The organism is Sphingomonas sp. JC676 (assembly GCF_014489075.1).
Taxonomy (GTDB): domain Bacteria; phylum Pseudomonadota; class Alphaproteobacteria; order Sphingomonadales; family Sphingomonadaceae; genus Sphingomonas.
Genome location: NZ_JACTGR010000001.1, coordinates 232,131 through 259,130, shown reverse-complemented (window position 1 = coordinate 259,130; position 27,000 = coordinate 232,131). Strand labels below are relative to the sequence as shown.

Here is a 27,000-nt window from a genome sequence, read left to right as displayed (position 1 = left end):
GGATGCTTGAGATACTCGAGCAGCAACGCGCGGCTCATTTTTCTGAACTGCCTGTGCCGCTGGCGATTCGCCAGGATCGGCTTCGCCGCGCCGTGGCGATGATCGAGGAGAATAGCGGCGCTCTGTGTGCGGCGCTCTGCCGGGACCACGCGCATCAAGACCAAGCGGCGGCGATGCGGATGGAGATCACCCCCGCGCTTGCGGATCTGCGCAATTCACTTCGAAACGCTGCGATCTGGATGCGCCCGGAATATGGGCACGGGCTCTGGGGCAGGCTGGCACGTCGCGGCGACTATACCGAGTATCAACCGGTTGGAGTCGTCGGGCTTGCGGCACCCGCGACTCTTGCGCTCCGCCAGACGGTGAGCCTGCTAGCCAACGCGCTGACCGCTGGCGATCGCATAATGGTGCAGTTCGACTCGGCCACGCCGCATCTGGCGCGATTGTTTGCAGAGCTGTCTCCGCGCTATTTCAGTTCGCTCGAACTCCACATTCTCGATGGCCAGGCCGCGGATGCCGGAGCCTTTGCGAAACTGCCATTCGATATGTTCGTAACGGGCGTCCCCGCCGAGGCCGATCTCGCCAACGGTGGAGCCCCGAATACCGGGCTTTCCGGCGCGACAATCCAGCCTTCCGGCAAATCGCCCGTGATCATCGGCCGTTCGGCCGATTTGGCGAAAGCTGCCGAGCAGGTGATCGCAAGCAAGCTCGTAAAGTCGGGCCACATATCCCTGACTCCCGATTACCTTCTTGTGCCGGCCGAGCAGGAGGAAGCCATGGCGTCCTGGCTCTGGCGTGCGGCGATGCATCTCCGTCCGCGCATGGCGGGCCACACCGAGATCGATCTGCCGCTGTCGGATGCCAAGCTTGCCCGCTTCAACCGCTTTATAGAAGACGCGCGCGCGCGCGGAGCCGAGATACTGGTTGCAGAGCCTCCTGATCGTCGCGGTCAGACCGGCGTGCAGCGCATGCCGCTCCACATCGTACGGCATGCCACCGAAGACATGCTCGTCATGCGGGAGGAGATTTGCGGGCCGATTCTGCCGCTGCTCGGCTATGGCGATATCGACGAGGCGATCAGCGCGATCCACCGGCACAAGCCGCCGTTCGCCATCTATTATTTCGGCCGTGACGGCGCTGAACGCAGCCATATCCTTGCGCGGACCATTTCCTCGGCAATCGCCCTCGACGGCCGCTCGCTCGCAATCGCCCAGGCGGGCATTCCACAGCCAGCCGCGGGACTGAATCTCGCCACCGCGCATGGCGAAGCGGGATTTCACGGCTTCAGCCGCGCCCGCCGCATCTATCGTTAGCCCGCGATTCACGCGCTCGCCGCGTGCGTTTCACGGTCCGGCGCAGCGCGCTGGCGCGACGCGCCGGGGGACGCCTAGCCTGATCGGGTGTCCGGTTTAGCTCCACGCCTGTTCCCTCCGGCTTCCCGCATCGCCGCCGACGGCGAGCCGGTCTATGTCGTCCGTTCCGGTGCTGCCTATCGCGGCGTGCACGCCCACGACGTCGGCAACGGGCTTTTCGTCATTCGCAACGACATTGCCGGCCTCCAGCTCGACGACATCGAGGTGACGCGCGGCTATCGCGTGATCGAGAACAAGGCCGACGCGCCAGGCCAGACCGCAAGCTGTGTCGGCCTGCGTCTGCGCGGCGCGCGGGCGACTGAGCTCCGCCGCAGCTTCGGCCGATTCGGTTATGCGAGCCATGACGGGTTGATCCAGGACGTGACGGCAAGCGGCGTGCTGACGACCGGTCCACACGACCTGCCTGTCGGCATCGCCTTCAAGGACGAGGCCCATGATTTTCGGCTGGAGCGCTGCACGATGCGGGGCTTCCGCTGGCAGCGCGAGCCCAAACAATATTGGAACGGCGACGGCTTCTCCGCCGAACGGGGAAATGCACGCCTCACATTCCACCAATGCGCCGCCTGGGACAACAGCGACGGCGGTTTCGACCTCAAATCCACCGAGACGCTGCTCGACGACTGCACCAGCGGGCGCAACGCCCGCAACTACCGGCTTTGGTCGAACATCCGCGCTACGCGACTCACCAGCGTGGATCCCCAGAAGACCGGCGGCATCGGCGATACGGTCCATTTCGCGTTGATGGGTCCGAAAGCACCCGACGCCGAGCCGCTTGTGATCCATATCGAGCACCTGGTCGTCCGCAGCAGCCGGCAATGGCCACTCTTCGACGTCCATGACGGGCGGGTCCGACTCATCATCGATTCGCACGACATCCAGGTACCCGCCGGCACGCCGCTCGTCCGATCGCGCAGCGGCGGCTCGATTCCGGGCGGAATTCAATTCGGTACCGCGCCGCCGCGGCTGTGATCCGGCTACCGGGCGCAGTTTGCACACGTCTTGACGCCATGACGTTGCTGCGACGCAGCGCGATGGCGCACGAGTCCACCGTCAGGCAAGGGAATCGCGTTGTTGCAGTGCCGCGACTGACCAGTTCAAAGCGTAGTGTGCGCGTCAGTGGCGGTGCGGTGGTGCGGATTTCCAGCCTGGCTTTGGCCGGTGGCTCCTTCTTGGGGGCTCACCAAAGAAAGGGCGGAACATGCGAAAGATACGCAAGGCGGTTTTCCCCATCGGGGGACTAGGGACCCGTTTCCTCCCAGCGACCAAGTCGATGCCGAAGGAAATGCTCACGGTAGTCGATCGGCCGCTCATCCAATATGCGGTCGACGAGGCACGCGAGGCCGGGATCGAACAATTCATCTTCGTCACGAGCCGCGGCAAGGGACTGATCGACGATCATTTCGATCACGCCTTCGAACTCGAGGAGACGATGGCGCGCCGCGGCAAGTCGCTCGCGATCCTCGACAGCACGCGCAGCTCGCCGGGCGACATCACCATCGTCCGCCAGCAGGAGCCGCTGGGCCTGGGCCATGCCGTATGGTGCGCGCGGCGCATCGTCGGGGACGAGCCCTTTGCGGTATTGCTTCCGGATGATCTGATGGTGGGCCGACCGGGCTGTCTCAAGCAGATGGTCGACGCCTATGCGGAACTTGGCGGCAATCTGATCTGCGCCGAGGAAGTCGCCCCCGAGGACACCAGCAAATACGGCATCATCACGCCGGGCGGGAGCATGGGGCAGGTGACCGAAGTGCTCGGCCTTGTCGAAAAGCCCGCCCCCGATGTCGCGCCGTCCAATCTCGGCGTGATCGGCCGCTACATCCTGCAGCCGGAAGTGATGGGCATTCTCGCAAGCCAGGAAGAAGGCGCCGGGGGCGAGATCCAGCTCACCGACGCGCTGGCGCAACTGATCGGCCAGCAGCGCTTCCACGGCATCACCTTCGCCGGCAAGCGCTATGACTGCGGCGACAAGAGCGGCTTCGTCACGGCGACGCTCGCGCTCGCGCTCGAGCGGCCCGAGCTTGCCCCGGCGGTCCGCGCATTCATGGCGACGGCCTGATCTTATGGATGCCCTCGCTCAGCGATCCTTCGCCAAGCCCGACCCGTCCGACCCGCAGGTCGATCGCGGCGCGCTGATCGATTTGCGCCGGATCGCCGCCGTCATCCGGCGCAGATGGCTGATCATCTGCGTCGCGCTGGCGACGGCGATCCTGGTTGCGGCGGTGGCCTATTTCGCCGTTCCGCCGCGCTATACGGCGACGGCGCAGGTCGCGCTCGAGCGTTCCGCGGAGAAGGTGGTCAATGTCGACCAGGTTACCCCCACGGTCGATCCGGATTCGGCCGCGGTGGACACCGAGGTCGAGATTCTCCAATCGCCCGAACTGATCGGGCGGGTGGTCGATAAGCTGCGGCTCGATCTCGATCCCGAATTCAACAAGGCAGCGGTTCCCGGCCCGGCCAATGCCAAGCAAGATCCGGTCGGCCGTCAGCGCGCGATCGGTACGGTGCTGGGCGATCTGACGGTCAAGCGCGACGGGCTGTCTTACGCGATCAGCGTCAACGTTGTGGCAGGATCTGCGCCGAAATCGGCGCAGATCGCCAACATGATCATCGACCAATATGTCGCCGGCCAGACCGGCACGAAGTCCGAAGCGACGCAGCGCGCGCGAGTGTTCCTCGATCAGCGGCTGCAGCAGCTCCGCGGACAGGTGCTCGATGCGGAAAAGGCGACTGCCGATTATCGGGCGCAGCATGGCCTGTTCGCGGTCTCCAATTCGAGCACCGTCTCCCAGGAGGAGCTGTCGAACCTCTCGACCCAATTCGCCCAGGCGCAGGCGGAGAATGCCGCGGCGCAGGCGCGTCTCGCCACTGCGCGCGCGCAATTGGCGCGCGGCCGCAGCGGCGAGGAACTCGGCGAATCGCTCGATTCTCCCGTGGTCAGCGCGCTGCGTGGCCAGCGCGCCGAGGCCGCGCGCGAAGTCGCGTCGCTCGAGAAGCGCTATGGACCGCGCTATCCCGATCTGGTCCGTGCCCAGAACGCACTGAAATCCACCGACGCGCAGATCGCTGGCGAAGTGCAGCGCGTCGTCGCCAATGTTTCGAATCAGGCGAACATCGCCAGCCAGCGGGCGGCCTCGCTCGCAGGCTCGATCGCGCAGGCGCGCGGCCGCCTGTCGACCGACACCCAGGCTTCGGTCCGGCTGAACGAGCTCGAGCGCAATGCCGAATCGGCGCGGACGCTCTATCAGACCTTTCTCGATCGCTATCGTCAGACGGTGGCACAGGCCGGTCTCGAGCGCAGCGATTCCTATGTCGTGAGCCGGGCGCGCGTGCCTGGAGCGCCCAGCTCGCCCAACCCATTGGTGTTCGGCGCGCTTGCGATCGTGGGTGGCCTGGGCATGGCGGCGATGCTGGTACTGCTCCTCCAATTGCTCGAGCGCGGGCTGGAGAGCAGTGATTCGATCGAGCGTTCGCTGGCGTTGCCCATGCTCGCCGCGATCCCCGATGCGCGGACCCTGTCCGGTTATCGCAAGTCCGGCCTGCCCGCGCCTCCGGCAGAACTGCCGCTCAAGCGGCCGCAATCGGCGTTTGCCGAAGCATTCCGCTCGCTTCGCACCTCGATCCAATATGCAGGCGGCGGCGCGGTGCGGGTGGTGGCGATCACCTCGGCGGTTCCCGGCGAGGGCAAGACCACCATCGTCCTCGGCCTGGCGCGTGCAGCGGCAATGACGGGCGCACGCGTGCTGCTGATCGATTGCGACGCGCGTCGCCGCGCCTTGACGCGCGAATTTGCCGACCGGGTCCCTATCGGCCTGGACGAAGTGCTGCTGGGCAAGGCCCCGTTCGAGCGGGCTCTCCTGGCGGATAGCCTTTCGACGGCCGTCCTGTTGCCGCAGCGGCTCGATGGCGCGGATATCGGCCGTGCCGACAGCGCGAAGCTCGCCGAGCTGATCGAAGCGGTGCGCGGCCATTACGACCTGGTGCTCCTCGATACCCCGCCGCTGCTGGCGGTGGACGAGGCCCGCGTGCTCGCAAGCGTCGCCGACGGCGTCGTGCTGCTGGTCCGCTGGCGCAAGACCGCAGTCAAGGCCGCGGAGATCGCGCTTCGCCAGCTCTACGATGTCCACGCCAACGTCATCGGTGCCGTGCTGACCCTCGTCGATGTCCGCGAGCAGCAACGGTCCGGCGAAGCCGGCTACCATCTGCGCGAGTATAAGAGCTACCATGCAGGCTGAGCCGCGGCGATGAACGAAGCCGCCCTCCCCTACGGCCCCTCCTTCGGGCTGGGGGTGCTGGTTCCGGTGACCCTGGTGCTGCTGGTGCCGCTGGTCGTCGCCGCGCGCCGGGCCGGGAGCCTGGCGGCGGCCTTCGTCATCGTCGCGCTCTGGTTGCGCTACATCGCCGGCGCGTATCACATCTACATGTTCAAGCCCCTGGCCGCGGGCTTTTCGGGCAACGCCCTGCTTTCGATCGGCCTCACTTTGTTCGGGCTCGTCTTTGTCGTGCGGCCGGCCAATTTTGGCATCAAATGGGTGCTGCCCATCTATCTGGTGGCAGCGCTCGTCCTGTTGAGCGCCGGGCTGAACGGCGACATCGCCGGCGGGATCAACGTCGCGGTCAAATATGCCTATCTGCTGGTGATCACGATCTCGGTATTCCAGGCAATGCGCTGCGATTCCGAAGGGCGCTGGATCGGCTGGGCGATGGTCGCCTTCCTGCCGCTGCTGGTCTTCCAGGTTCTGTCGCTGGCGCTCAACCTGCCCAAGGGTTCGGAGGATGGCAGCGGCATCGTCTGGATCGGGGGCTACAACCATGAAGGCGCCTTCTCGGTCGCGCTCGTCGCCGGGTTCACCGTGGGCTGCTTCGCGCGCACGGCACCCACCGCGGTGCGCGTCCTGTTCCTGCTGGCGACGCTGATCGGCATCCAGCTGGCAGGCTATCGCACCTCTATCCTCGCGCTGACGCCGCTCGCCTTGGCGACCTTCCTCATCGGACTGACGGTGAGCGTGCGGCGCGACCAGCGCGCGCTGATGGCTACCGCCGCGGTGGTGGGCGGCCTGATCATCGTCGCGACCGCCGCCGTCTTCTACAGCGACAAGTTCAGCGACCTCGCCACCTTCCTCTCGGATCCCAGCCAGCTCATCAAGCCGCCGCGCGAATTCAACTATGCCGATCGCCAGGTCATGTCGGCCCGCCCGCTGATCTGGAGCAGCTATCTCTATGCCTGGGTCGACGGCAGCCCGGCCCGGCACCTGTTCGGCTTCGGACCCGAAAGCTGGGAGGGGCTGTTCAAGGTCTATCCGCACAATACGCTCGTCGCGACGCTCTATGAGCTTGGCGTTTTCGGCGTGGCGGCGATGCTGCTGCTCTGGGCGGTGATGTTCTCCGCGGCGCTTTCCAGCCGCACCGAGCGGTTCAAGCTGATCGCCGCGCATTTCGCATTCTTCCTGCTCAACATGGCGACGATGCCCTTCTGGCAGGTGGAGGGGCTGGGGCTCTACGGCTTCCTGTGCGGCTATACGATCTATCAGGCGCGGGCGCACAAAAGGCCGTCACTTGGCGGGATCCCGCGTGGCGCCCCTCTGCGGCTGACGGCGGCTACGCAGCCAGTTCCTTGAGCGGAACCGCGGGATCGGCGAGGCGCGCAGCGTCCACCGCAGTGCCTTCGAGCACGAGCTTGCGGCCCTGGACATAGTCCTTGACCGCGTTGACGCAGTCGAGCGCGATCACCCGCCCCTGCTTCAGATAGGCGACGCTGAAGCTGCGGGTGAGCGGATCGCCACGCACCACGGCCTGGTCAAAGCCGATAGCGAGGCCGACCGTCTGAAGCTTGATGTCGTATTGGTTCGACCAGAACCACGGCACCGCCTCATATTCGGCCGGCTGCCCCAGGATCGCCTTGGCTACGACCGCCGCCTGGTCACTGGCGTTCTGCACCGATTCGACGCGGATTCGCGCGCCCTCGGCGAAGCGATTGGCGTGGAGCGCGCAGTCGCCGATCGCAAAGATATCGGGCAGCGTGGTCCGGCACTGACCGTCCACCGCCACGCCGTTCCCGCCTTCGGCACCCGCCGCCAGCAGTGGTTCTACGGCAGGGATGATGCCGATGCCGACGATCGCCATCTCTGCCTTCAGCACTTCGCCATCGACCAGCCGGACGCCGGTCACGCGATCCTCGCCCAGGATGGAGGCGACCGCCACGCCGAGCCGTACATCGACCCCGTGCGCGCGGTGCTCGGCCTCGAAGAAGCGCGAAAGCGGCTCGCCGGCGACGCGGGCCAGGACACGGTCGAGCGCTTCCAGCAGCACCACCTTCTTGCCGAACTTGGCGAGCACCGCTGCCGCCTCGAGCCCGATATAGCCGCCGCCGATCACGACCACATGCTCGACGTCTGGCAGCTCGGCCATCATCCGGTCGGCATCGGCCCGGGTGCGGACGGTGTGCACACCGGCGAGGTCATGCCCGCCGCAGTCGAGCAGCCGCGGCGCGCCGCCGGTCGCCCAGACGAGGTGGCGATAGCGGATCGTATCGCCCGCATCGGTGGTCACGGCGTGCCCGGCGGCATCGACCGAGACGACCACCGTGCCCAGCCGGAACGCCACCTCGCGATCGGCCCAGAAGGACTCGGGCCGGATCAGCAGGCGCTCGAACGGCTTGTCGCCGGCCAGATATTCCTTGGAGAGCGGCGGGCGTTCGTAGGGAAGCTCGGGTTCGCCGCCGATGACGAGGATGCTGCCCTCGAACTTGCCCTGGCGGAGCGCGATCGCACAGGCCGCGCCGGCATGGCCGCCACCGACGATCAGCACATCCACTTCATCAGGCATCACGACACCCTCAAAGTGGGTGGACCCAGTCGTAACCGGAAATGGTGCCCCTGGCCGGACTCGAACCAGCATGCCTTGCGGCAACCGATTTTGAGTCGGTCGCGTCTACCAATTTCGCCACAGGGGCAGCGGAGGGCGTGGCTAGACGATGGCGGCGGCGGGGGCAAGCCGGGGATGCCGGCGGACCGATCGGTTGACACGGTTGACACCTGCTATGTCGAAAAAGCTTCTTCCCCAGAAAATGGTTTTTCCAGACCTCGACAACGCGAAGCGGCGAGCGCGAGGGTTGCAGACGAAATCCTACATCGCCAGCGATTCGTTTCGCTCAGCTCCGCGGTGCCTGCCGGCGATAGCTCAGCGCCTCGGCGACGTGGATACGCCCCACGCCCTCCGCACCCGACAGATCGGCGATCGTGCGGGCGACACGAAGCACGCGGGTATAGCCGCGCGCCGAAAGCCGCATCGCCTCGGCGGCCTGCGCCAGCAGCTTGCGGCCGGGCTCGTCGGGGGTCGAATGCGCGGTGAGCAGGTCGCCCTCCGCCTCGGCATTGGTGCGGGCCGGTGCATCCCGGTAGCGCGCCGCCTGCACCGCACGCGCTTCGGCCACCCGCGCCGCGACCTGGGGCGACCCTTCCGCGGTCGGCGGCAGTACGAGATCGGCGGCGGTGACCGGCTGGACCTCGACATGCAGGTCGATGCGGTCGAGCAGCGGTCCCGAGACCTTTGCCTGATAGTCCACCGCGCAGCGGGGCGCCCGCGCACAGGCCAAAGCCGGATCGCCGAGATGGCCGCAGCGGCACGGGTTCATCGCCGCGACGAGCTGGACGCGCGCCGGGAAGGTGACATGCGCATTGGCGCGGGCGACACTGACCACCCCTGCCTCGAGCGGCTGGCGTAGCGAATCGAGCACGGCGCGCTGGAATTCGGGCAGTTCGTCGAGGAACAGCACGCCGAGATGCGCCAGGCTGACCTCGCCGGGCTTCACCTTGAGCCCACCGCCGGTGAGCGCAGCCATCGAGGCCGAGTGGTGCGGCGAGCGGAAGGGCCGGGTCCGGGTCAGCCGCCCGCCCATCAAGGTTCCCGCAACCGAGGCCACCATCGAGACCTCGAGCGCCTCGGCGGCGTCGAGCGGCGGCAATATGCCGGGCAGGCATGAGGCGAGCAGCGACTTGCCCGCGCCCGGCGGCCCAACCATCAGCATGTTATGCCCACCCGCCGCCGCAATCTCGAGCGCGCGCTTGGCGGTCTCCTGCCCCTTCACCTGGGCGAGATCGGAAACGCTCACCGCCGCATCGGCCTCTCCCGGCGGTGGCGCTGCGAGCAGTTGGTTGCCCTTGAAGTGATTGAGCAGCGCAATCAGGTCCGGCGCGGCGATGACTTCGGCCTGCCCCGCCCAGGCCGCCTCGGGCCCCTGCGCCACCGGACAGACGAGCCCTTTGCCGATCTCGCCCGCATGCAGCGCCGCGAGCAGCACGCCCGGCGAAGGCGCGACGCGGCCATCCAGCGCCAGTTCCCCCACCACGACATACCCCGCCAGCGTCTCGGCATCGACCACACCCATCGCCCCGAGCAGCGCCAGCGCGATCGGCAGGTCGAAATGCGAGCCTTCCTTGGGAAGATCCGCCGGCGAGAGATTGAGGACGATATGCTTGGGCGGCAGCGCCAGCCCGATCGCGGCCATCGCGGCGCGAACGCGCTCGCGGCTCTCACCCACCGCCTTGTCCGGCAGGCCGACGATGACGAACTTGGGCAGGCCGGCGACGAGGTTGCACTGCACCTCCACCGCACGCGCCTCGAGCCCCAGATACGCAACCGTCGATACGCTCGCGACCAAGTCCGCCTCCCCCAGAGGCCGCGACCATAGCCGCATTTCTCCGTTGCGGAATGCAACGCCTCCGTATTGGAGGCATTCGAGCCGCTGCCTCCCTGTCTTGCACGACCAACACACAAACCCCACATCCTGGACATGACGCGTGCCCGCCCCCGCAGCCCGCTCGTCCGCACGATCCTGTTCGTGACCGGACTGGTGGTGATGGCGGTATCGCCTCTGGTGGGCGTGATCCCCGGGCCGGGTGGAATCTTCGTGTTTGCCGCAGGGCTGGTGCTCGTTCTGCAGAACTCGGTCTGGGCCCGCGGCCGCTTCGTGCGGCTCAAGCGTCGCTTCCCCCGATTCGGCCATTATGCCGACATGGCACTGCGCCGCCGCAGCTTCCGCCGGCGCCAGCAACGCACCAGGGAGCTGGTGCTCGCGCGCGCAGAGGCCGCGACGCTCGGTTTTGGGCAGGACGAGCGTTGACTTTGGCGGCCGACGTCCGTAAGGGCACCCCACACACGGCCGCCCTAGTGGTGGCCATTTTACGTTCTAGATACTCGAGGATGAGCGATGAAGCGGACCTTTCAGCCGAGCAATCTGGTGCGTGCGCGCCGGCACGGCTTCCGCACGCGGATGGCGACCCCCGGCGGTCGCACCGTGATCCGCAACCGCCGCGCCCGCGGCCGCAACAAGCTGTCGGCCTAAAGCCCGTCAGCCTCGTTCGGCTTACCGAGCGCAAGCATTATCTCGCCGCGAACGCGGGGAAACGGGCACCCATGCCCGGTTTCGTCCTGATCGTTCGCGACCGCGAGGATGCCGATTCGACCATGCGTATCGGCATTACGGTTTCCAAGAAAGTCGGCAACGCCGTCATCCGCAACCGCATGAAGCGTCGCTTCCGTGCGCTGGCGCGCGAAGTGCTGCCCGAAGCCGGCCTGCCCGGCGCCGACCATGTCCTGATCGGGCGGAACAGCGGCATCGAGCGCGACTATGCCGATCTAAAGATCGAGCTCGCCAAGGCCCTGGCCAAGGTGAAAAGGTGATCGCCAAGCTCCTCATTCTGATCGCGCGCGGCTGGCAGCTTGGGCCTTCGCTCCTCCTGCCGCCGAGCTGCCGCTACAATCCAAGCTGTTCGGCCTATGCAATCGAGGCGCTTCGCCGCTATGGCGCGCTCAAGGGCGGCTGGCTCGCAACCAAGCGAATCGCACGCTGCCATCCATGGGGCGGGCACGGCTACGATCCCGTGCCATGACGGACCTTCCGGGGAATAATCGGTGAAAGACGACCAAAAGAATTTCGTGCTCTTCGCAGTGCTGGCCGCGCTGATCCTGTTCGGCTGGCCGTCGATCATGCACTTCATCTTCCCCCAGCAGCAGCCCGCACCGACCAAGATGGTCGATGGCAAGCCGAAGCCGGTGCCCAATCCGTCCGCCGATCCGACCGCCGATTCGTCGAAGGCGCTGCGCGACCGCCAGGTCGTGCTGGCCGAGACGCCGCGCGTCCAGATCGAGACACCCGCGCTGCGGGGGTCGATCAACCTCAAGGGCGTTCGGCTCGACGACCTTGTGCTCGCCAAATATGACGAGACTGTCGCGAAGAAATCGCCGCCGATCCGCCTGCTCTCGCCCAGCGGCGCGGCGGGTTCCTATTATGCCCAGTTCGGCTGGCAGGCCTCGGGCGTCGAGGTTCCCGGCCCCGATACGGTGTGGCAGACAAGCGCGCCCAAGCTGACCCCGACGTCGCCGGTGACGCTCACCGCGACCAATTCCACCGGGCAGGTCTTCCGTATCGAGCTGTCGGTCGACCAGAACTACATGTTCACCATCAAGCAGACGGTCGCGAATACCGGCTCGGCACCGGTTTCGGTGACGCCCTATGCTTTGGTCTCGCGGTCCAGCCGCTCGCTCGATGTCGACCAATGGGCCGCGCATGTCGGCCCAATCGCGGTCTATAACGGCGCAGCCGATTATATTAACTGGAAGGACACCGAGGCGGGTCCGAAGCAGTTCGGCACGACCGGAGGCTGGGTCGGCTATTCCGACCATTACTGGCTCACAGCGCTCGTCCCCGATCAGCGCGTGCCTGTCCAGCTCCAGCAGCGCGGCACCGCGGCCCAGGCCTATCAGGCGGACTATCAGCTCGCCGAGCCGCTCGCGCTCGCGCCGGGCAAAAAGAGCAGCTATTCGAGCCGCTTCTTCGCCGGCGCGAAGGAAGTGAAGCTGCTCGACAATTACCAGGACAAGCTCGGCATCGTGCAGTTCGATCGCGCGATCGACTGGGGCTGGTTCGGCATGATCGAACAGCCGATCTTCTATTATCTCGACTGGCTGTTCCGCATGGTCGGAAACTTCGGCGTCGCGATCATCCTGCTGACGATCACGATCCGCGGCCTGCTGTTTCCGATCGCTCAGAAGCAGTTCGCGTCGATGGCGAACATGCGCGCGATCCAGCCTAAGATGAAGGCGCTGCAGGAACGTCACAAGGACGACAAGCAGAAGCAGCAGCAGGAGATCATGAAGCTCTACAAGGAGGAGAAGGTCAATCCGCTCGCGGGCTGCCTGCCACTCCTGCTCCAGATCCCGATCATGTTCGCGCTCTACAAGGTGCTGCTGCTGACGATCGAAATGCGGCACCAGCCGTTCGTGCTATGGATCCGCGATCTCTCGGCGCCCGATCCCGCGAACTTCATCGCCCTGGTGAACTATCTCTTCCACTTCACCCCGCCCGCCTTCCTGGCGATCGGCGTGATCCCGGTGCTGCTCGGCATCTCGATGTACTTCCAGATGAAGCTCAACCCGGCGCCGATGGACGAGATGCAGAAGCAGATCTTCGCGATCATGCCGTGGATGCTGATGTTCCTGATGGCGCCGTTCGCGGTGGGCCTGCAGATTTACTGGATCACCTCCAACTGCATCACCATCCTGCAGCAGCAATGGCTCTATTCGAAGCACCCGGCGCTCAAGGAACCGGTGAAGAAGAAGGAAGTGGCGGCGAAGTGACCAGCTTCGACCCCGAAGCGATCGAGGCCGCGCGGAAGATCTTCGCGGGGCCCGTCGCCTTCCTGAAATCGGCGCCATCGCTCGAATATCTGCCCGATCCCGACGTGCCCGAGGTGACGTTCGCGGGCCGTTCGAACGTCGGCAAGTCGTCGCTGCTCAACGCGCTGACCGGGCGCAACAGCCTGGCGCGCACCTCGGTGACGCCCGGCCGGACGCAGGAGCTCAACTTCTTCGACGTGGGCGAGCCGCTCCGCTTCCGGCTGGTCGACATGCCGGGATATGGCTTCGCCAAGGCGCCCAAGGACATGGTCCGCACGTGGCGCTATCTGGTGAACGACTTCCTGCGCGGGCGACAGGTATTGAAGCGCGCACTGGTGCTGATCGACGCGCGCCACGGCATCAAGGATGTCGACCGCGAGATCCTCGACATGCTCGATGCCGCGGCGGTGAGCTATCGCATCGTCCTGACCAAGGCCGACAAGATCAAGGCCAGCGTGCTTGCCGAAATCACGCTGCAGACCGCCGAAGAAGCGCGCAAGCGGGCCGCGGCGCACCCCGACATCCTCGTCACGTCGAGCGAGAAGGGCATGGGCATCCCCGAGCTGCGCGCCGCCGTGCTGGAAGCGATCGGCTGAGCCCTTACGGTCCGGCGATTGCCCTCCCGCGCGGACCGTTCCATGTTCGGCGCCGGGGAGGATCCATGGCAGACGAACAGACCAAACAGCGCCTCACGGGCCTCGACATCTTCCGCGGCCTCGCCGTTGCGGGGATGATCATCGTCAATACGCCGGGCAGCTGGGACTATGTGTGGTGGCCGCTCGATCATGCCGAATGGCACGGTTTCACGCCGACCGATCTGGTGTTTCCCGCCTTCCTGTTCGCGGTCGGCGTGGCGCTGGGGCTCTCCTTTCCCAAGCGGATCGACGGCGCGGTGTGGCTCAGGATCGCGCGGCGGACGCTGGCGCTGATCGCGATCGGCTGGGCGTTCCAGTTCCTGGTGCATCCGGACATCGCCAATTTCCGCGTGTTCGGCGTGCTCGAGCGGATCGGGCTCTGCTATGCGCTGACCGCGACGCTCGCGATCCTGACCGCCAGACGCGATACTGCTAATCGTTCGCATCTGAATGCCGCCGCGATCCTGGGCATCGCGAGCGCCGGGCTCGCACTCTATTGGGCGCTGATGATGCTGGTGCCGGTGCCCGGCTTCGGTGCGGGGCAGCTCAGCCCCGAGGGCAACCTGGCGGGCTATGTCGACCGCGCGCTGGTCACCACCGCGCATATGTGGCGGGGCGGCACCGATGCGGCGGGGAATGTGGTCTATGATCCAGAGGGCCTGCTCTCGACGATCCCGGCGCTCGCCAATGTGCTGTTCGGGATGCTCGCGGCGATGCTGTGGAAAGCCGCACCCGAGCGCTCGGTCGCGCGCATCGCGCTGGCGGGCCTTGCGCTGACGCTGATCGGCCTCGCCTTCAGCCACGTCTTCCCGCTCAACAAGAAGCTGTGGACCAGCAGCTTCGCGCTATTCACCTCGGGGCTTTCGGCACTGCTGCTCGCGCTGGCGATGGTCGCGACGCGAAGCCCGGCGGTTCGCAAGGCGCTGTTCCCGCTCCACATGTTGGGGATGAACGCGATCCTTGGCTACATCCTGTCGCTGCTGCTCGGCATCGCCGGGTTCAAGCTGTTCGTCGGCAAGGACACGCTCCAGGGCTGGTGCTTCGCGCATCTCCAGCAAGTGATTCCGGACCCCTATCTCGCCTCGTTCGCTTACGCGGTGATCATATTGCTAATCATTATCACGGCCTTGCTGCCGCTGCATCGTCGCGGCATCCATCTGCGCCTATGACACCTGGGCCCGTGACCGAACTGCTCTTCTCCTACGGCACGCTCCAGCTCGAGAGCGTCCAACTTTCCTCGTTCGGGCGGCTGCTCGATGGCGAGGATGATGCGCTCCACGGCTTCGTGGCGATCGAGATCCAGATCCGCGACCCCGCGGTGCTCGACGCCAGCGGCATCGAGACGCACCTCGCGCTGGTCCCCGGTGACGGCCCGCCGATCGCCGGCAAGGTATTCCGCCTGACCGCGGACGAACTCGCCGCCGCCGACATCTATGAGAGCGAGAATTACCGGCGGATCGAAGCGCCGCTGGCCTCGGGCACGCGCGCCTGGGTCTATGTGAAGGCCTGAGCGCTATTCTTGGTAAACGGCTTGTAAACCCTATCGCGCTAAGTAGCGGCGGGGGATTTTCATGACGCGCTCCGCCATTCTGCGGCCTTCAGGCCTAGTCCACGCCTTGTATGGTCGGTGGGTCAGCTTGCCTGTCGAGCTTACGCGCGCGCAGATACTGTCGATCTCCGGCGCCTATCCCATAATTTATGCCGTCACCGTGTTCGTAAGCGTCGCGCTGATGTTCATGATCGACGACACCGTCTATTTGACTTGGCGGATCGGGATGCTCACGCTGCATCTCACCATCGGGACGGTGATGCTGTGGCGCTGGAAGCAGCAACGCGACCGCGACTGGGCGATCACCGATTCGCGCGAGGCGATCAACGCCATCACGTTCCAGGGCGCTCTCAACGCGCTGGGCTGGCTCGGCTTTCTGGGCGCTGCCGGACTGGGGGCGCCCGACAAGGAACTGATTTTCACCACCACGATCATGGCGGGGGTGATCGCCATCGGCGCGCTTCGCTATGCCGCGTCGCCGCCGGCCAGCCTCGCCTTTCTCGGCACCGCGGTGATGGTGTGCATGGTCTATGCGGTGGTCTCGTCGATCCCGCTCGGCGTGTTCGTCTTCCTTGCGGTGTTCGTGGCGTTGCTGGGCCGCACCGTGCTCCAACAGGCCCGACTGGTGACCGACCAGTTCGAATCGGGCCAGGAACTTGCGCGTGCCGCTGCGGAGCGCGACCTGCTGCGCACCAAGGCGCAGCGCGAGGATTGGCAGCGCCAGGCGGCCTCTGCCGAGCAGCGTATCCGGCTGCAGGCCGAAAGCGAGAATACCCGGCGCGGCGAAGTGAAGCGCATCGCCGGTCAGTTCGAGAATGCCTTTGTCCGCAACATCACCGAGCTCGCCGCCGCCGCGAACCAGACGCGCCAATCCGCCGAGATGCTGCTGCTCGGCACGCGCGCCACGCAAGACCAGGTGCGCGGCGTGGTGGGCGCGGTGCACAAGGCGGACACCGGCGCTGCGACGATGCTGGGCGAATCGGAGAATCTCGGCCAGTCGCTCGCCACGGTCGAATCGCGCCTGGCCGAGCAGCAGCAGACCACTGCCTGGCTGCACACGCTTTCCCGCGATGCCGACGAGCGGTTCACCCGCCTCGTGGGCTATGCCAACAGCGCGAGCACGATCACCGATCTGATCGCCGAGGTGGCGGCGCGCACCAATTTGCTGGCGCTCAACGCCTCGATCGAGGCGGCGCGCGCGGGCGAGGCGGGACGCGGCTTCGCGATCGTCGCCTCCGAGGTGAAGGCGCTGGCCGCCCAGACTTCCGATGCGACCAAGGATATCCGCGCGCAGCTCGAACAGATCACCGAAGCGGTGACCTCCACCGCTTCGATCGTCGGCGACATGCGCGGGAGCTTCGACCGGATCAATTCGGTTGCCGCCGCGGTGGAACAGGCGATGGTGCGGCAGGGCGACGTGATCCGGTCGATCCAGCATTATGCCGGCACTGCCGCAGCGCTGACCGCCGATCTGCACGCCAGCGCAGGCAGCGCGGAGAATTCAAGCGAGGCAGCCGCCGAGGTCACCGCCGAACTGGGCGCCGTGACCGATGACCTGGTGAGCCGGACGCAGGACCTGATGCGCGAGATGCGCAGCTTCGTCGCAAGCCTCGAGGCCGCCTGAGCGGTTGCCGGGACCCTGCCCCACCGCTATCCCGCCTGCCATGAAACTGATCATCGGCAACAAGGCCTATTCGTCCTGGTCGCTGCGCGGCTGGCTGGCGTGCAAGCAGTCCGGCATTCCGTTCGAGGAAGTCGTCGTGCCGCTCTACGATCAAGAATGGGAGAAGCGCCGCGAAGGCGACGAGTTCGCGCCCTCGTCTGGCAAGGTACCGATCCTGTGGGATGGCGAGGCGGTCGTGTGGGACAGCCTGGCGATCGTCGAATATCTCAACGACAAGACCGGCAATACCAAGTTCTGGCCCAAGGACGATGCAGCGCGCGCGATGGCGCGATCGATGGCGGCCGAAATGCATTCGAGCTTCGCGGCGCTGCGCCGCAAGCACAGCATGAACATCCGCCAGGTCTATCCGCCGCAGAAGCCCGACGACGACGTGCTCGCCGATCTCTCGCGGATCATGGAGCTATGGGCTCAGGCCCGCGCCCGCTTCGGCGGCGAAGGCGAATTCCTGTTCTGCGAGTTCGGCGCGGTGGACATCATGTTCGCGCCGGTGGTGACGCGCATCGTCACCTATTCGCTCCCCGTCCCGCGCTTCGCCGAAGCCTATATGATGGCGGTGCTCCAGCACCCCTTCATGCAGGACTGGATCGCCGCTGCGCAGGAAGAGGACTGGGTGATCGAGCAGTTCGAGATGGCGCCGGCCTGAGGGTGAGAGCACCCTGCTCCTCCAACCGTCATCCCGGCGAAAGCCGGGATCCAGAGCCCCAAACGACATCGCCCGCGACCCTGGGCCCCGGCTTTCGCCGGGGTGACGATGTAGCTTAGAACTCCGTCCCGTCCTTGCGGCGGAAGCCCGTTCCGGGAACCAGGTGCATGTCGATATCCGGATAGTAGCAGGCCGTGTCCGCCATCCGCCCCACCGCGACATAGACGCAGTCCGCGTCGCCGCGGTTCTGCAGGACATGACCGTTGCCGTCATTCTTGGGAAACGCCGCAACGTCGCCGACGCGCATCACCGTCTCGCCCGAATCATCGACCAGCACCGCCTCGCCGGCGAGCATCACGACGAACTCGTCCTCGCCCTCGTGCCAGTGGCGCTGCGAGGACCAGGCGCCCGGATTCAGCGTCACATGGCTGAAGCCGAAATCGGTGATGCCGCTTGCGGGCGCCAGCCGGCGATACCAGCGTCCCTGCACTTCCCCGGCATATTGCGGCGGATAGCTGGTCGCATTGGTCTGCGGGATTGTATCGAGATCGAGCTTGGGCAATGCCCCCTCCATTAGTTGATGGAGATACTGTGCCCGACGTCGTCGAACTCACCAAGGCGCTGATTGCCGCCGAGAGCGTAACTCCCGCACGGGGCGCCGTATTCGACGTGCTGGAGGCCGCGCTGGTGCCGCTGGGCTTCCAGGTCGAGCGCTTCGTCGAGGGCGAGGCGCCCGAGGGGCCGGTCGAGAATCTACTCGCGGTGCGCGGGACAAGCGGCACGCATTTCGCCTTTGCCGGACATCTCGACGTCGTGCCGCCGGGCGCCGGCTGGACGAGCGGCGCTTTCATGCCCGAGATCCGCGGCGAGCTGCTCTACGGCCGCGGCGCGGTCGACATGAAGGGATCGATCGCGGCTTTCGTCGCCGCCGTGGCGGGCGTCGAGAGCGGCGGCACGATCAGCCTGCTCATCACCGGCGACGAGGAAGGTCCGGCCACCTATGGCACGCCGCGCCTGATCGAGCGGATGGCCGAGCGCGGGGTCAGGCCCGATCTGTGCGTGGTCGGCGAGCCCAGCTCGGCGCATCGCCTGGGCGATACGATCAAGATCGGGCGCCGCGGCTCGACGGTGATCGACATCGAGGTGCCGGGGCAGCAAGGCCATGTCGCCTACCCCCACCTCTCCGACAATCCGGTGCCGCGCCTGATCCGCGCGCTCGCCGAGATCGACGCGATCCAGCTCGATGCCGGCAATGCCTGGTTCCAGCCTTCGAACATCGAGGTGATCGACATTTCGGTCGGCAATCCGGCGACCAACGTCATCCCGGGGCGGGCCGGCGCGCGGATCAGCATCCGCTTCAATGACCTGCAGCGCGGCCCCGATCTGGTCGCGCGGGTCGAGGAGATCGTGCTCCGCCATGCGCCGCGCGCGCAAGTGAAAGGCCGCATCTATGGCGAGGCGTTCCTTACCGAGCCCGGCGCACTTTCGACGCTGGTTTCAGGAGCAGTCGAGGCAGTGCTCGGCGTCACCCCAGAGCTCTCCACCACCGGCGGCACGTCCGACGCGCGCTTTCTCTCGCGGATCTGCCCGGTGGTCGAGTTCGGATTGGTCAATGCGACGATGCACAAGCTTGACGAAGCCGTCGCACTGTCAGACCTGCATGCTCTTACAGAGGTTTATGCCGAAGTCCTGAAGCGCGCGCTCAGGATACCGCGCGCCTAGGCTCAATGGTGCGTGCCCAGGCGAGGAAATCCTCCTCGGCCATCGGCTGCGCGATCGCATAGCCCTGGAGCACGTCGCACCCGATGACGCGGAGCACCGCCGCCTGGGCATCGCTCTCGATGCCTTCGGCGACCGCTTCGCAGCCCAAGCCATGGATCAGCCCGATCACCGCCTGGGCGATCGTGCGTGCCTCCGAATTGACCGCGACATTCTCGATCAGGCTGCGATCGAGCTTGACCCGATCCACGGGCAAGTCGCGTAGGCGCGCCAGGTTCGAATAGCCGGTGCCGAAATCGTCGATCGCCACACTCGCGCCGTCCGCCCGCAAGGTGGCGATGGCATCGATGACTTCCTCGGAACAGTGCATCGCCAGCGTCTCGCTGATCTCGAGCTCGAGCAGATTGGCCGGCGCTCTGGCCGCGAGCATCGCTTCGCGCAGGCGGCGGAAGAAGGTGGCGTGGTCGATCTCGCGCGGGCTGATGTTGACCGCCAGCCGCTGCTCGATGCCGAGCCGTCCCCAGCGCGAGATGGTTTCGGCGACATTCGTCACCACCCATTCGCCGATCTCGACGATCAGCCCGGTCTCCTCGGCGCGCTGCATGAACGCGGCGGGCAGCTTGAGGCCATCCGGGTGGCGCCAGCGCAGCAGCGCTTCCGCAGCGACGATCCGGCCGTCGCTTGCCGCAACCTGCGGCTGGAAGACCAGAGCGAACTGATCCTTTTCGAGCCCAACGCGCAAATCGCTTTCGAGCTGCGCGCGATCGGCCATCTCGGCGGCGAGCATTTCGGTGAAATGCTCGACGCGGCCGCGGCCCTGCGCCTTGGCATGGTACATCGCGGCGTCGGCGGCGCGCATCAGATCGTGGAGCGTCGTGCCGTGCTCTGGCCGCTTGGCGATGCCCACCGACGCGCCGATCGAGACTTCCTGATCGGCCAGGTCGAACGATTCGGAGAGCGCGAACAGGATGCCGCGCCCGATCCGATCGGACTCGCGCGGATCGCGCAGATCGGGGAAGAACATCGTGAACTCGTCGCCGGCCAGGCGCCCGATCAGCGGCGGGCGTGTGTCGCTCTCGGCAGCGAAGCGGTCGGCGACCGCGCGCAGGCGATTGGCAACCATCCCGAGCAGCACGTCGCCCGTGGCATGGCCCAGCGTGTCGTTGACCGCCTTGAACCGGTCGAGATCGATGAAATAGAGCACCGCGACCACACCCTGGGGCAATTCGGCGAGCAGGCGTTCGGCGGTACGGCGGAAATTGGTCCGATTGGCGAGCCCCGTTACGGGATCGAACATGGCAAGGCGCTGGACGCTCTCCATGTTGGCGTGGAGCTGGCGGAACAGCCCGTCCATCGCATTGGCGAGCGGCGGCACGCACTGGCGCACCTCCTCGGGAACTTCACTCTGCAGATCACCATTGGCTGCCGTTGCCAGTCGCGTGATGGCCGCGTCGATCGCGCCCGCGGTGGAAGCGATGGTGCGCTCGGCCGAGGCCCAGCACATGACTCCGCAGACGATCGATGCGATCAGCGCCCGCCCGGCGGTCTCTACGGTGATTTGTGCCGGTTCGGACGCAGCCGCGAGCGCGAGGATGAACGCAACCGCCCCGGCGCATATCGCAAAGGCGATTGCGCGACTCTTGAGCGAAAAGCCTTCCACCTGCCGACTCTATCCCCACACCGTGCCGGGGCCCCGCCCGGGATCAGAAGGAGGGATGCTCGCAGAGAGAGGTTAAGAATTTCGCTGTGCTGCAGGTTTTGGGCGCCGCAGCACGATGTAGAGCGCACCCGTTCCGCCATGGCGCGGATGCGCGGCGCGGACCGCCGCGATCCGATCGGCGTGGCGCGAGGAGGCGAGCCAATCGCCCACCGCCGCGCGAATCGCGCCGCGCGCGTGCGGCCGCTCCGATTCGGGGCGCGGCGGCTTGCCGGTGATCAGCAGCAGCACGCGGTCGCCCCGCGCGACCGCCTGGGCGAGGCCGAAATCGAGCCGGTCATAGGCGGAGGCGAGGTTGTGGCCGTGCAGGTCGATCGAGCTTTCGGGCGAGACGAGCCCGCGCGACAGGCGGCGGTCCCACGATCCGTCGAGGGTATTCTCGCTCGCCTCCTTGCGGACCGGCGCGGGTGGGATGCGCTGAACGGGATGCTTCGGAAGACGCGGCGCGGCTGGCTTTGCCGGCGGCGGAACCGGGGCGGCCTGTTCTTCGACTTGTGCCGCCACCGCGGGCTTGCCGACGGGTGCCGCCTTGGCGCGCACCAAAGGCGTCACCGTCGCGATGACGCGTTGCCAAAGCGCCGCTTCCTCGGGCGCCAATTTGCGCCCGCGCCCCGTCACGGGTTTGCCGGAACCGGCGTAGCCACCGGCGCCAGGCGGGCCAGCGTGCCCTTGGGCAGCAGCAGCCAGGCCGTGCCCCGCGCGGACATGCCCCCCGCGATCGCGCGCGCATCCTCGCCCGCGCCCCAGAAGGTATCGATGCGATTGGGTCCCTTGATCGCGCCGCCGGTATCCTGGGCGACCCAGAGCCCCGTCGCGTCGGTGCGGTCCATCGAGAGGAAGACCGGGGCGCCCAGCGGCACGAACTTCGGGTCCGCCGCGGCGCTGACCCAGCCGGTCACCGGATGCCCCATCGCACCGAGCGGGCCGGCACCTGTCAGTTCCTTGAAGAACACGAAGCTCTTATTCTCGCGCATGATCGCGGCGCCCTCTTCGGGGTGTGCGCGCAGGTAACCCATGATGCCCTGCATCGATGCCTGGCCGGGGCCAAGCAACCCGCGGTCGCGCATCAGCTTGCCGATGCCAGTATAGTCGCGGCCGTTCTGCCCGGCATAGCCGATCCGCATCACGCCGCCGTCGGGCAGATGCAGCCGGCCCGAGCCCTGGACCTGGAGGAAGAAGATTTCGACCGGGTCCGCTGCATAAGCGATCACCGGGGCATGCCCCTGCAGCGCGCCGGCCTCGATTTCGCCACGGTCATAATAGGGCACGAAATTCTTGCCCTTCACACGGCCGCGGATGTGCTTGCCCTTCATGTCGTCGGAGAAAAGACCGAGATCGACATCGACCAGATCGTCGGGAATGCCGTAGACCGGCACTTCATAGCCGTGCCTTTTGTCGCGCGAGCCAGAGATCTCGGGATCGTAATAGCCGGTGGCGAACGCCTTGCCGTCGGCGATCTGCACCGTCTCGAACCAGCGCGCGAAGAAGGCGGGCGCGTCGCGAGAAGACCAGGTTGCCGCCGAAGCGCAGGCATCGGCCCAGTCCGCGCCGCGCGTCAGCCCAGTCGCGTCGGTGCGGCGCTGGAGCGTCGGGCAGGAGATGCGGAAGGCGGCCAGCGCGCGCTCGGCGCCGTCCTGGGTGATCGGCAGCGTATCGACGGCAGGACCGGGCAGGAGCCCGGCGCCGGCGGCGGTCGTCACCCCCGCGGGCACGGCGGACGCCGGAGCGGGCGACAGCGGGATCGCCGGAGTCGGCTGGCGCGCCGGAAGGTTTGCCGGGGTTTCGGGAAGTATTGCGGGCCTGGTCTCCCGGGGCGGGGCGGCTTCGCGCGGCGCTGAGGGACCAGCAGCAGGCGCGGGGCGTTGCCCGGCCGAAGAAGGAACGATGCCGCCCGAACACGCGCCCAGCAGCGCCGCGAGCGCCAATCCCCCCCAGATCCGCATCATGCCTCTCAGGCTTCGTCGGTTTCGACGAGCTTCCAGTTGGGATCGTCGCTGCGCAGGTTGCGCGCGAAGGTCCACACGTCGTGCGTCTCGACGGCGTCGGTCATCGAGCCGGCGACGAGATTGCCATCCTGATCGAGCGTCACGGCAGCGATATCGGCATCGAAGCGCACCGCAATCCGGGCCACCCGGCCCTCGACCGAAGCCTCGGCGATAACGGCGCGCTCGATCGCGATCAGCCGGTTCTCGAGCACATGCCCCGCCGCCTTGCGGTCGGCGATCGCCTGGGTGAAGCCGGCGCGGACATCCTCTTCGACGAGCCAGCTCAGCGTGTCCTCGTCACCCTTCCAATAGGATTCGAGGATCATCTTGTACGCGGACTTGGCGCCTTCGATGAACTGCGCGACGTCGAAGCTCGAATCGGCGCTGACCACGGCGCGAAGCCCGGTCTCGGCACCGGCCTCGATCGTGCGATTGCCGCTTTCACGGACTTCGGGCACGGCATCGATGGTGCGCGGGAGCGGCGCCGCGATGACGCGCTCCTCCGCCGGCTTGGGCAGCGCCTGCTCATGGCCGGTGCGTTTGCCGAGCACCGAATAGAGCCGAAGCGCCAGGAAGCCTGCCACCATCGCGAAAAGAATAACGTAAAACACCGCGCCTCCAAGAGCCTGTACAGGCCTACATAAGCCGTCCCGCCTCGGGATTCAAATCATCGACTAATACCCACCGATTGCACGGCCCGCGCCTGCCTGCTAGGCGCGCGGCTGCGTAACGCGCCGAGCGCGCGAAACTTTCCGGAAAAAAGAGGAAACTTCGAATGGCCGAGAACGACACCGCCGAATTCGGCGAGCCCCAGGCGAACGGCGAAGACACCGCGCCGCAGGTGGGCGTGCTGTCGCAATATGTGAAGGACTTCTCGTTCGAGAATCCCAACGCGCCCGCCATCTATCAGGCACAGACCCCGCCCGCGATCGACGTCCAGTTCAACATCGGCTCGGGCAAGGTTCTCGACGACGTCTATGAGGTCGTGCTCAAGATCGAAGTCCGCGCCCAGGCCGAGAGCCAGGTCGCGTTCCTCGTCGACCTTTCCTATGCAGGCCTGTTCGGGCTGCGCAACATCCCGGCGGACCAGATCGATCCGTTCCTGCTCGGCGAAGCGCCGCGCATTCTGTTCCCCTTCGCTCGCCGCGTGCTCGCCGATGCGGTCCGCGACGGCGGCTTCCCGCCGCTGATGCTCGAGCCGATCGATTTCGGCGGCATCTACATGGCGCAGCGCGCGCAGCAGGCGCTCGAAGCCGGTCAGGAAGCCGGTCAGGCCTGAACGGACTGGAATGGGGAGCAGATGTGCGCCGCGCTGCTCCCCGCCCTTCTGACGCACTGACGCCGCAATGAAACTCGCCCGCGCTCTGGGTTCGGTCGGCGGGCTGACGCTCGCGAGCCGCATCCTCGCACTCGTCCGCGATTCGCTCCAGGCGCGCTATGTCGGCGCCAATTTCGCGTCCGACGCCTTTCTGGTCGCCTTCCGCCTGCCGAACATGTTCCGCGCCTTCTTCGCCGAGGGTGCCTTCTCGGCAGCGTTCATCCCGATGTTCAACCGCAAGCTCGCCGAAGGGGGCGAGCGCGGCCCGGCCCTGGATTTCGCCGAGCGCACGCTGGCGGTGCTGTTCGCCTTCCTGGCCCTGATGACCGTGGTGATGCTTGCCGCCGCCTGGCCACTCACCGCTGCGCTGTCCGGGGGTTTCGCCAAGCAGCATCCGACGCACGACCAGTTCGCCTTCGCGGTCGAGCTGTCGCGGATCACCATCCCCTATCTGATGCTGATCTGCCTCGCCTCGTTGCTCGGCGGCATCCTCAACTCGCTCGACAAATTCTGGGTCAACGCCGCCGCTCCGATCCTGCTCAACATCGCGATGGTCTCGGCGCTGTTCTTCTTCAACGGCACCCCTTACGAGACCGCCCGCGCGCAGGCGATCGCGGTGCCGGTGGGCGGCCTGCTCCAATTGGGCTGGCTGGCGCTCGCCTGCCGCGCCTCGGGGGTATCGCTGCGGCCGCGCCTGCCGCGGCTCGATCCTGAAGTGAAGCGCCTGATGAAGCTGATCCTCCCCGCCGCGCTGGGCGCCGGCGCGGTCCAGCTCAACCTGGTCATCTCCACCGCGCTCTCGGGCTATCTGCTCGGCGCGGGCTCGATCTCGTACATTTATTATGCCGATCGGCTGAACCAGCTTCCGCTCGGGATGATCGGCATCGGCCTGGGCACCATCCTGCTCCCCACCATCTCGCGCCTGCTCGGCGCCGGCAAGGATGTGGAAGCGATGGAGACGCAGAATCGTGGGATGGAGCTGGCGCTCTTCCTGACGCTGCCGGCAATGGTCGCGCTGATCGTCGCCGCCGAACCGATCGTGCGCGGCCTGTTCCAGTACGGCCATTTCACTGCCGTCGACACGGTGAAGTGTGCCTGGGCGCTCGCCGGCTTCTCGATCGGCCTGCCCTCCTATGTCCTCGTGAAGGTGCTGACGCCCGGCTATTATGCACGGCAGGACACCAAAACGCCGGTCCGCTACGCGATGATCTCGGTCGCGGTGAACATCGCCGCCAACCTCGCCTTGATCCCGCTGATCGGCCATGTCGGCCCGCCACTCGCCACAGCGCTGTCGTCCACGGTCAATGTCTGGATGCTCTATCACACGCTGGTGAAGCGCGGGCATTTCGCCGCCGACGCGCAACTCCGTCGCCGCCTGCCCCGGCTCGCGCTCGCCGCGCTGCTGATGGGCGCGGCACTGTACGGGTGCGACCGGCTGCTCGATCCCTGGCTGAACGGCCACGCGGTCGCCCGCTACACTGCGCTGGTGGCGCTCGTCGGCGCCGGCTGTGCGATCTATGCGATCGCCTGTTTCGTCACCCGCGCCTTCCTGATCTCGGACATCAAGGCGCTGGTCGGCCGCCGCCAGCCACGCTAGGGAGCGGCCGTCCCGGACATTGATAGTGCGGCAGCGCCCCCGCCGTCCCGGATCCGCGGCCCGTCCAACGGCCGAACGGTAACCCGGGTGCGCGGAGTGAATAGTCATGCGCGTCGTTTCCGGCATCCAGACCACCGGCAATCTCCACCTCGGCAACTATCTCGGTGCGATCAAGCAATGGGTGACGATGCAGGACCAAGGCGAATGCCTGTTCTTCCTCGCCGATCTCCATGCGCTGACGGGCAATGTGAGCCCGCAGGAGCTCGCTAATTCGACGATCGAGATGGCCGCGACGCTGCTCGCCTCGGGCATCGACGATCGCGCGATCCTGTTCAACCAGGCGCGCGTCCCCGCGCATGCCGAATTGTGCTGGATCCTCCAGGGCACGGCGCGGATGGGCTGGCTGAACCGCATGACCCAGTGGAAGGACAAGGCCGGCAAGAACCGCGAAGGCGCCAGCGTCGGCCTGTTCACCTATCCGGTGCTCCAGGCGGCGGACGTGCTCGTCTACAAGGCGACGCACGTGCCGGTGGGCGAGGACCAGAAGCAGCATCTAGAACTGGCCCGCGACATCGCGGCCAAGTTCAACACCGATTTCGGCGTGGAGCTGTTCCCGCTGCCCGAACCCTTCATCTCGAAGGCGGCGCCGCGGATCATGAGCCTGCGCGACGGCGGCGCGAAGATGTCCAAGTCCGATCCGTCGGACCTGTCGCGGATCAACCTGATCGACGATGACGACACGATCGCCGCCAAGTTCCGCAAGGCCAAGACCGATCCCGAACCGCTGCCCGATTCGTTCGACGCGCTGGCCGAACGGCCCGAGGCGAAGAATCTGGTGACGATCTATGCCGCGCTTGCGGACATCGAACCCCAAGCCGTGGTCGCGCAGTTCGCGGGCCAGGGCTTCGGCGCCTTCAAGCCCGCGCTCGCTGATCTCGCCATCTCGGTGCTCGCGCCGATCCGCGACCGGCTGACACGGCTGCTCGACGACCGCGCCGAAGTCGGAGCCCAGCTCGCCAAGGGTGCCGACCGCGCCAATGCGCTGGCCGCGCCGACGCTGAAAGCGGCACAGCAGGCGGTGGGATTACAGGTCTGAGGTGACGTCGG

At 66.6% G+C, this 27,000-nt stretch carries 25 protein-coding genes, 1 tRNA gene and 1 pseudogene; 19 read left to right on the top strand and 8 right to left on the bottom strand.

Features of this window, described 5'->3' with window-relative positions; genetic code table 11:
- Nucleotides 1-2 precede the first annotated feature (2 nt).
- The 5 genes from IAG41_RS01215 to IAG41_RS01195 all read left to right on the top strand — a co-directional run bounded on the left by IAG41_RS01215 (nucleotide 3) and on the right by IAG41_RS01195 (nucleotide 6,988).
- Complete coding sequence (locus IAG41_RS01215) at nucleotides 3-1,313, top strand: aldehyde dehydrogenase family protein (protein WP_187726767.1); 1,311 nt, start codon at nucleotides 3-5, stop codon at nucleotides 1,311-1,313.
- An 87-nt stretch (nucleotides 1,314-1,400) separates the two neighbouring features.
- A complete protein-coding gene (locus IAG41_RS01210) occupies nucleotides 1,401-2,342 on the top strand; it encodes a hypothetical protein (RefSeq protein ID WP_187726766.1) in 942 nt (313 codons plus the stop codon).
- Between the two features lie 229 nt (nucleotides 2,343-2,571).
- A complete protein-coding gene (locus IAG41_RS01205) occupies nucleotides 2,572-3,429 on the top strand; it encodes a UTP--glucose-1-phosphate uridylyltransferase (RefSeq protein ID WP_187726765.1) in 858 nt (285 codons plus the stop codon).
- A gap of 4 nt (nucleotides 3,430-3,433) precedes the next feature.
- Nucleotides 3,434-5,605 carry a GumC family protein gene (locus IAG41_RS01200; protein ID WP_187726764.1) on the top strand — a complete coding sequence of 724 codons (2,172 nt, stop codon included), beginning with the start codon at nucleotides 3,434-3,436 and terminating at the stop codon, nucleotides 5,603-5,605.
- A 9-nt stretch (nucleotides 5,606-5,614) separates the two neighbouring features.
- Complete coding sequence (locus tag IAG41_RS01195; RefSeq protein ID WP_187726763.1) at nucleotides 5,615-6,988, top strand: O-antigen ligase family protein; 1,374 nt, start codon at nucleotides 5,615-5,617, stop codon at nucleotides 6,986-6,988.
- Here the strand turns inward: IAG41_RS01195 and IAG41_RS01190 are convergent.
- The 3 genes from IAG41_RS01190 to IAG41_RS01180 all read right to left on the bottom strand — a co-directional run bounded on the left by IAG41_RS01190 (nucleotide 6,969) and on the right by IAG41_RS01180 (nucleotide 10,029).
- Entirely contained in the window at nucleotides 6,969-8,195 is a 1,227-nt protein-coding gene (locus IAG41_RS01190; protein WP_187726762.1) for an NAD(P)/FAD-dependent oxidoreductase, read from the bottom strand. The genes IAG41_RS01195 and IAG41_RS01190 overlap by 20 nt on opposite strands.
- A gap of 42 nt (nucleotides 8,196-8,237) precedes the next feature.
- A tRNA-Leu gene (locus tag IAG41_RS01185) sits at nucleotides 8,238-8,322 on the bottom strand.
- Between the two features lie 198 nt (nucleotides 8,323-8,520).
- Nucleotides 8,521-10,029, bottom strand: a complete 1,509-nt coding sequence (locus IAG41_RS01180) for a YifB family Mg chelatase-like AAA ATPase (protein WP_187726761.1) — start codon at nucleotides 10,027-10,029, stop codon at nucleotides 8,521-8,523.
- Nucleotides 10,030-10,161: 132 nt separating this feature from the next.
- On the opposite strand from IAG41_RS01180, the gene IAG41_RS01175 reads away from it, so the two are divergent.
- From IAG41_RS01175 to IAG41_RS01130, 10 genes and pseudogenes are all read left to right on the top strand, one after another.
- Entirely contained in the window at nucleotides 10,162-10,491 is a 330-nt protein-coding gene (locus IAG41_RS01175) for a hypothetical protein (protein ID WP_187726760.1), read from the top strand.
- An 87-nt stretch (nucleotides 10,492-10,578) separates the two neighbouring features.
- Nucleotides 10,579-10,713, top strand: coding sequence for a 50S ribosomal protein L34 (gene rpmH, locus IAG41_RS01170; RefSeq protein WP_187727811.1), 135 nt, complete (start codon nucleotides 10,579-10,581; stop codon nucleotides 10,711-10,713).
- A 29-nt stretch (nucleotides 10,714-10,742) separates the two neighbouring features.
- Nucleotides 10,743-11,051: pseudogene (gene rnpA, locus IAG41_RS01165) on the top strand (ribonuclease P protein component); the annotation flags it as partial.
- Complete coding sequence (yidD, locus tag IAG41_RS01160; protein WP_187726759.1) at nucleotides 11,048-11,260, top strand: membrane protein insertion efficiency factor YidD; 213 nt, start codon at nucleotides 11,048-11,050, stop codon at nucleotides 11,258-11,260. The pseudogene rnpA and the gene yidD, both read left to right, overlap by 4 nt.
- A 22-nt stretch (nucleotides 11,261-11,282) precedes the next feature.
- Nucleotides 11,283-13,007, top strand: a complete 1,725-nt coding sequence (yidC, locus tag IAG41_RS01155; protein ID WP_187726758.1) for a membrane protein insertase YidC — start codon at nucleotides 11,283-11,285, stop codon at nucleotides 13,005-13,007.
- A complete protein-coding gene (gene yihA / locus IAG41_RS01150) occupies nucleotides 13,004-13,642 on the top strand; it encodes a ribosome biogenesis GTP-binding protein YihA/YsxC (protein ID WP_316251062.1) in 639 nt (212 codons plus the stop codon). Before yidC ends, yihA begins: the two co-directional genes overlap by 4 nt.
- A 65-nt stretch (nucleotides 13,643-13,707) precedes the next feature.
- Nucleotides 13,708-14,850 (top strand): acyltransferase family protein, encoded by a 1,143-nt coding sequence (locus IAG41_RS01145; protein ID WP_187726756.1) that lies wholly within the window; start codon nucleotides 13,708-13,710, stop codon nucleotides 14,848-14,850.
- A gap of 11 nt (nucleotides 14,851-14,861) precedes the next feature.
- Nucleotides 14,862-15,191 (top strand): gamma-glutamylcyclotransferase family protein, encoded by a 330-nt coding sequence (locus tag IAG41_RS01140; protein WP_316251061.1) that lies wholly within the window; start codon nucleotides 14,862-14,864, stop codon nucleotides 15,189-15,191.
- A gap of 61 nt (nucleotides 15,192-15,252) precedes the next feature.
- Nucleotides 15,253-16,854: a methyl-accepting chemotaxis protein gene (locus tag IAG41_RS01135; RefSeq protein ID WP_187726754.1), complete on the top strand. Its 1,602-nt coding sequence runs from the start codon at nucleotides 15,253-15,255 to the stop codon at nucleotides 16,852-16,854.
- Between the two features lie 40 nt (nucleotides 16,855-16,894).
- Complete coding sequence (locus IAG41_RS01130) at nucleotides 16,895-17,557, top strand: glutathione S-transferase family protein (RefSeq protein ID WP_187726753.1); 663 nt, start codon at nucleotides 16,895-16,897, stop codon at nucleotides 17,555-17,557.
- A 115-nt stretch (nucleotides 17,558-17,672) separates the two neighbouring features.
- On the opposite strand, the gene IAG41_RS01125 is transcribed toward IAG41_RS01130, so the two are convergent.
- Entirely contained in the window at nucleotides 17,673-18,119 is a 447-nt protein-coding gene (locus IAG41_RS01125; protein ID WP_187726752.1) for a cupin domain-containing protein, read from the bottom strand.
- On the opposite strand from IAG41_RS01125, the gene dapE reads away from it, so the two are divergent.
- Nucleotides 18,119-19,279: a succinyl-diaminopimelate desuccinylase gene (dapE, locus tag IAG41_RS01120; RefSeq protein ID WP_187726751.1), complete on the top strand. Its 1,161-nt coding sequence runs from the start codon at nucleotides 18,119-18,121 to the stop codon at nucleotides 19,277-19,279. The two genes, IAG41_RS01125 and dapE, sit on opposite strands and share 1 nt — an antisense overlap.
- Here the strand turns inward: dapE and IAG41_RS01115 are convergent.
- From IAG41_RS01115 to IAG41_RS01100, 4 genes are all read right to left on the bottom strand, one after another.
- Nucleotides 19,260-20,936, bottom strand: coding sequence for a putative bifunctional diguanylate cyclase/phosphodiesterase (locus IAG41_RS01115; protein WP_187726750.1), 1,677 nt, complete (start codon nucleotides 20,934-20,936; stop codon nucleotides 19,260-19,262). The two genes, dapE and IAG41_RS01115, sit on opposite strands and share 20 nt — an antisense overlap.
- A 72-nt stretch (nucleotides 20,937-21,008) precedes the next feature.
- Complete coding sequence (locus tag IAG41_RS01110; protein WP_187726749.1) at nucleotides 21,009-21,611, bottom strand: Smr/MutS family protein; 603 nt, start codon at nucleotides 21,609-21,611, stop codon at nucleotides 21,009-21,011.
- On the bottom strand, nucleotides 21,608-22,936 hold the full coding sequence (locus tag IAG41_RS01105; protein ID WP_410468055.1) for a murein transglycosylase A: 1,329 nt from the start codon (nucleotides 22,934-22,936) through the stop codon (nucleotides 21,608-21,610). The genes IAG41_RS01110 and IAG41_RS01105 overlap by 4 nt, the downstream gene beginning before the upstream one ends.
- A gap of 8 nt (nucleotides 22,937-22,944) precedes the next feature.
- On the bottom strand, nucleotides 22,945-23,589 hold the full coding sequence (locus tag IAG41_RS01100; protein ID WP_187726747.1) for a Tim44/TimA family putative adaptor protein: 645 nt from the start codon (nucleotides 23,587-23,589) through the stop codon (nucleotides 22,945-22,947).
- Between the two features lie 164 nt (nucleotides 23,590-23,753).
- Here IAG41_RS01100 and secB point away from each other — a divergent pair, with 164 nt between their 5' ends.
- The 3 genes from secB (at nucleotide 23,754) to trpS (ending at nucleotide 26,989) form a co-directional block, all read left to right on the top strand.
- Entirely contained in the window at nucleotides 23,754-24,257 is a 504-nt protein-coding gene (gene secB / locus IAG41_RS01095; protein WP_187726746.1) for a protein-export chaperone SecB, read from the top strand.
- Nucleotides 24,258-24,324: 67 nt separating this feature from the next.
- The gene (gene murJ / locus IAG41_RS01090) at nucleotides 24,325-25,893 is read left to right on the top strand and encodes a murein biosynthesis integral membrane protein MurJ (RefSeq protein ID WP_187726745.1); all 1,569 of its coding nucleotides are present in this window, start codon (nucleotides 24,325-24,327) and stop codon (nucleotides 25,891-25,893) included.
- A gap of 106 nt (nucleotides 25,894-25,999) precedes the next feature.
- Nucleotides 26,000-26,989 (top strand): tryptophan--tRNA ligase, encoded by a 990-nt coding sequence (trpS, locus tag IAG41_RS01085; RefSeq protein WP_187726744.1) that lies wholly within the window; start codon nucleotides 26,000-26,002, stop codon nucleotides 26,987-26,989.
- The last annotated feature ends 11 nt before the right edge of the window (nucleotides 26,990-27,000 follow it).

Coding starts and splice junctions, on each gene's coding strand:
- IAG41_RS01215 (WP_187726767.1), top strand. CDS start 3: ATGCTTGAGATACTCGAGCAGCAACGCGCGGCTCATTTTTCTGAACTG.
- IAG41_RS01205 (WP_187726765.1), top strand. CDS start 2,572: ATGCGAAAGATACGCAAGGCGGTTTTCCCCATCGGGGGACTAGGGACC.
- IAG41_RS01200 (WP_187726764.1), top strand. CDS start 3,434: ATGGATGCCCTCGCTCAGCGATCCTTCGCCAAGCCCGACCCGTCCGAC.
- IAG41_RS01195 (WP_187726763.1), top strand. CDS start 5,615: ATGAACGAAGCCGCCCTCCCCTACGGCCCCTCCTTCGGGCTGGGGGTG.
- IAG41_RS01190 (WP_187726762.1), bottom strand. CDS start 8,195: ATGCCTGATGAAGTGGATGTGCTGATCGTCGGTGGCGGCCATGCCGGC.
- IAG41_RS01175 (WP_187726760.1), top strand. CDS start 10,162: ATGACGCGTGCCCGCCCCCGCAGCCCGCTCGTCCGCACGATCCTGTTC.
- rpmH (WP_187727811.1), top strand. CDS start 10,579: ATGAAGCGGACCTTTCAGCCGAGCAATCTGGTGCGTGCGCGCCGGCAC.
- IAG41_RS01145 (WP_187726756.1), top strand. CDS start 13,708: ATGGCAGACGAACAGACCAAACAGCGCCTCACGGGCCTCGACATCTTC.
- IAG41_RS01135 (WP_187726754.1), top strand. CDS start 15,253: ATGACGCGCTCCGCCATTCTGCGGCCTTCAGGCCTAGTCCACGCCTTG.
- IAG41_RS01130 (WP_187726753.1), top strand. CDS start 16,895: ATGAAACTGATCATCGGCAACAAGGCCTATTCGTCCTGGTCGCTGCGC.
- dapE (WP_187726751.1), top strand. CDS start 18,119: ATGCCCCCTCCATTAGTTGATGGAGATACTGTGCCCGACGTCGTCGAA.
- IAG41_RS01105 (WP_410468055.1), bottom strand. CDS start 22,936: ATGCGGATCTGGGGGGGATTGGCGCTCGCGGCGCTGCTGGGCGCGTGT.
- secB (WP_187726746.1), top strand. CDS start 23,754: ATGGCCGAGAACGACACCGCCGAATTCGGCGAGCCCCAGGCGAACGGC.
- murJ (WP_187726745.1), top strand. CDS start 24,325: ATGAAACTCGCCCGCGCTCTGGGTTCGGTCGGCGGGCTGACGCTCGCG.
- trpS (WP_187726744.1), top strand. CDS start 26,000: ATGCGCGTCGTTTCCGGCATCCAGACCACCGGCAATCTCCACCTCGGC.